Annotated in this window: 6 protein-coding genes and 2 pseudogenes; 3 read left to right on the top strand and 5 right to left on the bottom strand. The window is 36.6% G+C overall.

Annotation, left to right across the window (positions count from 1 at the left end; all coding sequences use genetic code 11):
- Positions 1 to 96: 96 nt before the first annotated feature.
- The 3 genes from KQI94_RS15395 to KQI94_RS15405 form a co-directional block, all read right to left on the bottom strand.
- On the bottom strand, positions 97 to 345 hold the full coding sequence (locus KQI94_RS15395; protein ID WP_002387756.1) for a hypothetical protein: 249 nt from the start codon (positions 343 to 345) through the stop codon (positions 97 to 99).
- Entirely contained in the window at positions 329 to 700 is a 372-nt protein-coding gene (locus KQI94_RS15400) for a hypothetical protein (RefSeq protein WP_002385270.1), read from the bottom strand. Before KQI94_RS15400 ends, KQI94_RS15395 begins: the two co-directional genes overlap by 17 nt.
- 64 nt (positions 701 to 764) lie before the next feature.
- Positions 765 to 1,133 (bottom strand): CvfD/Ygs/GSP13 family RNA-binding post-transcriptional regulator, encoded by a 369-nt coding sequence (locus KQI94_RS15405; protein ID WP_002365178.1) that lies wholly within the window; start codon positions 1,131 to 1,133, stop codon positions 765 to 767.
- A 183-nt stretch (positions 1,134 to 1,316) separates the two neighbouring features.
- On the opposite strand from KQI94_RS15405, the pseudogene KQI94_RS15410 reads away from it, so the two are divergent.
- Positions 1,317 to 1,793 (top strand): annotated as a pseudogene (locus KQI94_RS15410) (aminotransferase class I/II-fold pyridoxal phosphate-dependent enzyme); the annotation flags it as partial.
- Here the strand turns inward: KQI94_RS15410 and KQI94_RS15415 are convergent.
- Positions 1,788 to 2,072 (bottom strand): annotated as a pseudogene (locus KQI94_RS15415) (peptidylprolyl isomerase); the annotation flags it as partial. The pseudogenes KQI94_RS15410 and KQI94_RS15415 sit on opposite strands and share 6 nt — an antisense overlap.
- Positions 2,073 to 2,276: 204 nt before the next feature.
- Here KQI94_RS15415 and KQI94_RS15420 point away from each other — a divergent pair.
- The gene (locus KQI94_RS15420; RefSeq protein WP_002368301.1) at positions 2,277 to 3,287 is read left to right on the top strand and encodes an NAD(P)/FAD-dependent oxidoreductase; all 1,011 of its coding nucleotides are present in this window, start codon (positions 2,277 to 2,279) and stop codon (positions 3,285 to 3,287) included.
- A gap of 148 nt (positions 3,288 to 3,435) precedes the next feature.
- Positions 3,436 to 4,398, top strand: a complete 963-nt coding sequence (locus tag KQI94_RS15425; protein ID WP_002355148.1) for a phosphoglycerate dehydrogenase — start codon at positions 3,436 to 3,438, stop codon at positions 4,396 to 4,398.
- Between the two features lie 64 nt (positions 4,399 to 4,462).
- Here KQI94_RS15425 and KQI94_RS15430 read toward each other — a convergent pair.
- On the bottom strand, positions 4,463 to 5,362 hold a 900-nt coding region (locus tag KQI94_RS15430), incomplete at its 5' end, for a 5'-nucleotidase C-terminal domain-containing protein (RefSeq protein WP_216454590.1).

A 5,362-nucleotide genomic window follows, 5' to 3' on the forward strand; every position in this document is an offset into this window, starting at 1 on the left:
AATCAAGAATTGTTATTTAATTATTGATTTCTGAATCGCTCAGCTGTGTGACTCGCCTTGCGACATGTAATAATATATCAAGATTTTGATGTTTGGTCAACACTTTTTTTCAAAAAAATTAAAAGAAGTTTTCAATCTGTTTTCATTCTTTTCAATTATTTCGTTTTTAAACTTTTTAAATCCTAATTGTCTATCAAAACAGTTTAATTCCTTACTAAAAATCGAACAATTTGAATCATATATTTGAAATAGTTCGATTAACTTTTTTACGTCCAACATAAAAAAAGAAAGAATCTGTTCGATTATCGACAGATTCTTTCTTTTTTGTTTAAAACATTGGGACACCTTCAATATGATATTTTGACCAAATCGTTTTTAATTCTGCAGGTGCTACCCATGTATAGTCTTTATCCATTTCATTTTTAAGTGCTTGTTCATCCATCTCGAAGACAAACAGCGGAACATTTTCTTTATTGATATGCGCGTTAGTTAATTCTACTAAGCTAATTGAAGTAACGTCCAATTGAACCTCTTCTTTGAACCATTGTAGCATACTAGCTAAACCCGTCATCTCATCAGAAACTTTTGCCATCGCAAACTCAATCGCTTCACCTATTGGATGCATCAAAAATTTTTTACTACCATCGTTTAAGTTCAGTATGATTGTTCCAGCGACTTTTTTGTTAGACACGACATCCACCTCAATTAATTTTTAGATTCACTAACAAAAGAAATTGTAACACACTTTCTGAAAAAATACAGAATTATTTTTCAAGCAATTTATCCATTGCTTCATCAATCCATTCTGGAAGTTCTTTGTCTAAGGTTGCAAAGCCAATTTTTTTATTCTTATCCGTAAAATATTTTTTTCGTCGATGGTTCACTGAATGAACTTTGTCTTCAAGGGTCCGTAAAGATAAGCTAATCTTTTGAGAATATTCATCAACATCAATAACTTGAACGGTTACTTTTTGTCCAACGGTTAAGAGTCCATGGATATTTTTGGTAAAGCCAGCTTGTACTTCCGAAACATGAATCAGTCCTTGTGTTTCTTCGTCTAAAGAAACAAATGCGCCATATGGTTGAAGTCCGGTAATTGTGCCAGAAAGTACCATACCAATTTTGTACTTCATCAAATTTCCTCTTTTCATACGATAAATTTCTTTTTCCGTTTCTACTCATTTAAAATAATAGCATTTTTTCAACGTTTGTGCATTATTTCTTCCCTAGTTGTTAAAACTATTGTTTCATCTTTTAAGCAAAATCTACTATACTATAGGAAGTAAGACTTTATATAGAAGAAAAGGAGTTATCTTATGTTTAATTTTAATGAAACCATTGATCGTCGCCACACGAATTGTGTTAAATGGGACACCGTTGAAACGAGTTACCACGAAAAAGATTTACTACCTTTATGGGTTGCTGATATGGATTTCAAAGTACATCAGCCTATTCTTGATGCCTTGTCACAAGTTATTGAACAGGGCATTCTAGGATATGCGATTGCACCTAATGAACTGTATCAAGCAATTCAAGATTGGCAACGGCAACACCATCAATTGATTGTTGAAAAAGAAGAAATTTTGTTTAATAGTGGCGTGGTACCCAGTTTGGCCACAGCCGTTCAAGCGTATACAGCACCTGCTGATTCTGTCATGATTTGTGATCCAGTCTACCCCCCTTTTGCAGATGTGGTAAAACAAAATGAGCGTAGACTTGTGCGCCATTCTTTACTAGAAGTTAACGGACATTATGAAGTTGATTTGGTTAAAATGGAACAACAGATAATTGAAAACATCCCGAGAAAATTCATCCTCAAATGCTTCTCCATAAATACTTTCGCCGCCCATTCCTGTTCCGGTTGGGTCACCGCCTTGAATCATAAAATCAGGAATCACACGATGGAAAATAACGCCATCATAGTAGCCCTTTTTCGCTAATTCAACAAAATTTTTAACCGTTTTAGGCGCTTGTTCTGGGAATAATTGAACAGTGATGTCGCCTCGGTTTGTTTTAATGACCGCTTTTGGGCCTTTAGCATTTTCTAAATCTAATTGTGGAAATTTTGACATGAGAATGTCCTCCTAGATAATTATTTTATAGTTCCATCATATCGAAAAATGCTGAAAATTGCTATGATCTTTTTCCAATGATTAAAGAATGCTTTGATTCGTTAGCCAAACTTGCTTTTTTCGAAAAGCCGTGCTATTTTGTGAAGTGTTCGCAAAACGATCAATAGTTGTCTCAACCCTAAATGAATTAGGAGGAATTTTCAAATGTCTGATGAAAAAGATATTTATGATTTAACGATTATCGGCGGCGGTCCTGTTGGATTATTTGCCGCTTTTTATGCGGGAATTCGTAAAGCGAAAACGAAAATCATTGATAGCCTGCCGCAATTAGGTGGTCAGCTAACAATGCTGTATCCCGAAAAATATATTTATGATATTCCTGGATTCCCTGCTATTAAAGCCGGTGAGTTAATTGCCAATTTGGAAAAACAGATGCAGCCATTTCAGCACGATGTTTGCTTGGAAGAAGAGGTCACACACCTTGCACAGGAAGCAGATGGACTTCTGCGCTTAGACACAACTAAAGGCACACATTATTCTAAAACGGTTATCTTTGCGATTGGTAACGGTGCTTTCCAACCTCGACGTTTAGCTATCGAAAATGTTGAAGCCTTTGAAGGTGAGTCAATCCATTATTATGTGACTGACATGAAAAAATTCGCTGGCAAAAAAGTTGCGATTGCTGGTGGCGGCGATTCCGCAATTGATTGGGCTTTAATGCTAGAAAACGTCGCAGAAGAAGTATCTATTATCCATCGTCGCCCACAATTTCGCGGCCACGAACATAGCGTGGAACAACTGGAAAAATCTAGCGTTTCTATCAGAACTCCTTATATCATTAGTGATATTTTAAAGGAAAATGAAACGTTCACAGGCATCCAATTAACGGAGACAAAAGGTGACCAAACATTGGATCTCCCTCTGGATGATTTAATTATCAATTATGGCTTCACTTCTTCTTTAACACACCTCAAAGAATGGGGATTAGACGTTTCTAGAAATGCTATTAATGTTCATTCCGATATGTCAACTAACATTCCTGGTGTATACGCTGTAGGGGATATCTGTTCCTATGAGGGAAAAGTGAAATTAATCGCTACAGGATTTGGTGAGGCACCTACTGCCGTAAATAATGCTTTACATTACTTACGGCCCGATGCTCGACGTCAACCAGTTCATAGTACAAGTTTATTTGAAAACGGCGTACCTAAATAAGGTTAGCACTGGACTTTAGCAGTTTTTAAGCCAAGGACAAAAATCTAAATCGGATTTTTGCCCTTGGCTTTCTGCTTTACTGAAAAGCCTTTCTTTTTCTCTTTTAAATTTATTTTTGATACAATAAAAAGTGCTAGGAGGAAGAAAGATGAACCAACCAATTATTTATTTAAATGAAGTATTCAACGAAGAACAACTGGAACAAGTGAAAGCTGTGGCGCCCAATTATCTAGTTAAAACATCTACCGATCATTTATCCTCTGCTGAAGAAGAGGCAATCGAAATTATGTTAGGCTGGCATAAAGAAATTGGTCCGCGTTTATTAGCCTCTGATACTAGTCACCTAAAATGGATTCAGCTCATTTCTGCTGGTGCTGATTATATGGATTTTGATAAATTAAGAGAAAAAGGCATTCTGTTGTCTAATGGTAGCGGAATCCATAGTGTTTCTATCTCAGAACATGTTTTAGGCGTTTTATTAGCACATACCCGCGGACTGCAAGAAAGTATCCAACAACAAATGCAACACACATGGAATCAAACAGCCCCTTCCTATCAACAACTTTCTGGGCAAAAAATGTTAATCGTAGGCACCGGGCAAATCGGACAACAATTAGCTAAATTTGCTAAAGGTTTAAATCTTCAAGTTTATGGCGTGAATACCTCTGGACATGTGACGGAAGGCTTCATTGAATGCTATTCACAGAAGAATATGAGTAAAATTATCCATGAAATGTCCATTGTTGTGAACATTCTTCCTTTGACTGAAACAACAAAACATTTATACAATCAGGCACTTTTTGAAAAAATGGCTCCTGAAACAATTTTCGTAAATGTTGGTCGAGGCGCCTCAGTAGCAACGAACGATTTGATAACTGCCTTAAACAATAAAACCATTGCTTTTGCTGCCTTAGATGTCTTTGAAGAAGAACCTCTTCCCGAAGATAGCCCTTTATGGGAGATGCAGAATGTTTTATTAACACCTCATATTTCTGGCATGACACCGAAGTTCAAATCAAAATTACTGGCGATTTTTATTCCAAACTTAAATCAATTTGTGACGGATCAGACCCTCGTCAAAAACCAAGTTTCCTTAAAAAAAGGCTATTAACTCAAAAAAGGCCTTCAACCATCTTTCAAGTAATTGTATGGTTGAAGGCTTTTTTTGCTATTTTTTACCAGATAACCTTGAAGTTATCATTTGTCGACGCTTGAATGATTGGATGTTTTTTTAAATATTCTGCAATCAGTTCCGTCATATCAATTTGAATTTCTCGAATAATTTTTTCAGGTTGGAACATTTGATAGTTTCCGCCACCGACTGCTCGGTATTGATTTGTCACGATTTCCAAAACATCTTCTGCTTGCACTGCTTTGCCATGATAATTAAGTTTCGTCACTCTTTCACCAAACGGTTGTCTTAAATCAAGTGTATACTCAATGCCTTCATACATATCATAATTATAGTATTGTGGTTTTGGATCGACATATTTCGGGTTAAAAATTGGTTGGCCTTTTTCTAACACAAAATAAGTAGCGCTTTGTTCTAACGCTTCACGGAGGTCTTGTCCAGTGACACGCAATACAGCCAAAGTATTTGGATAAATGTAGTTGGTAATGATATCGCGCATCGTAATTTGGTTATTAAACCCTTTGCCTTCATTGTTAAAAAGTGCAGTCCCTGAAATATCCGTTCCGCTTGAAGCCATTTGGACGTTATTAATAAATTCTATATATGGATGTTCTTTTAGGCGTACGGCATTCGGATTTTGAATCGTCATATCCCCTTCCACATTTCCCACTGGTTGGTCAAGCCACTCTTCTACCTCGTCATGTAACGCTGTTGTCAAAGCTAAAACTTCTGTATCTGGTTGTTCGTTTCCAACAGGATGAATAGCTGCGTCACTTCCAATAACGCGATAGCCTTTAGCCATAGGTTCAATTTCTAAAGTAATTTCTCCAACGAAAGCTCCTCGAAAACCTGGTTGAATCACAGGTATTCCATTCAGTTTTGTAGCAATTTCTCGATGTTGGTGACCAGTGACTAAGGCATCAATCCCAGGAACTTTTTCCAA

The sequence above is a fragment of the Enterococcus sp. S183_ASV_20 genome (assembly GCF_018919685.1).
In the GTDB taxonomy this organism is placed as follows: domain Bacteria; phylum Bacillota; class Bacilli; order Lactobacillales; family Enterococcaceae; genus Enterococcus; species Enterococcus faecalis.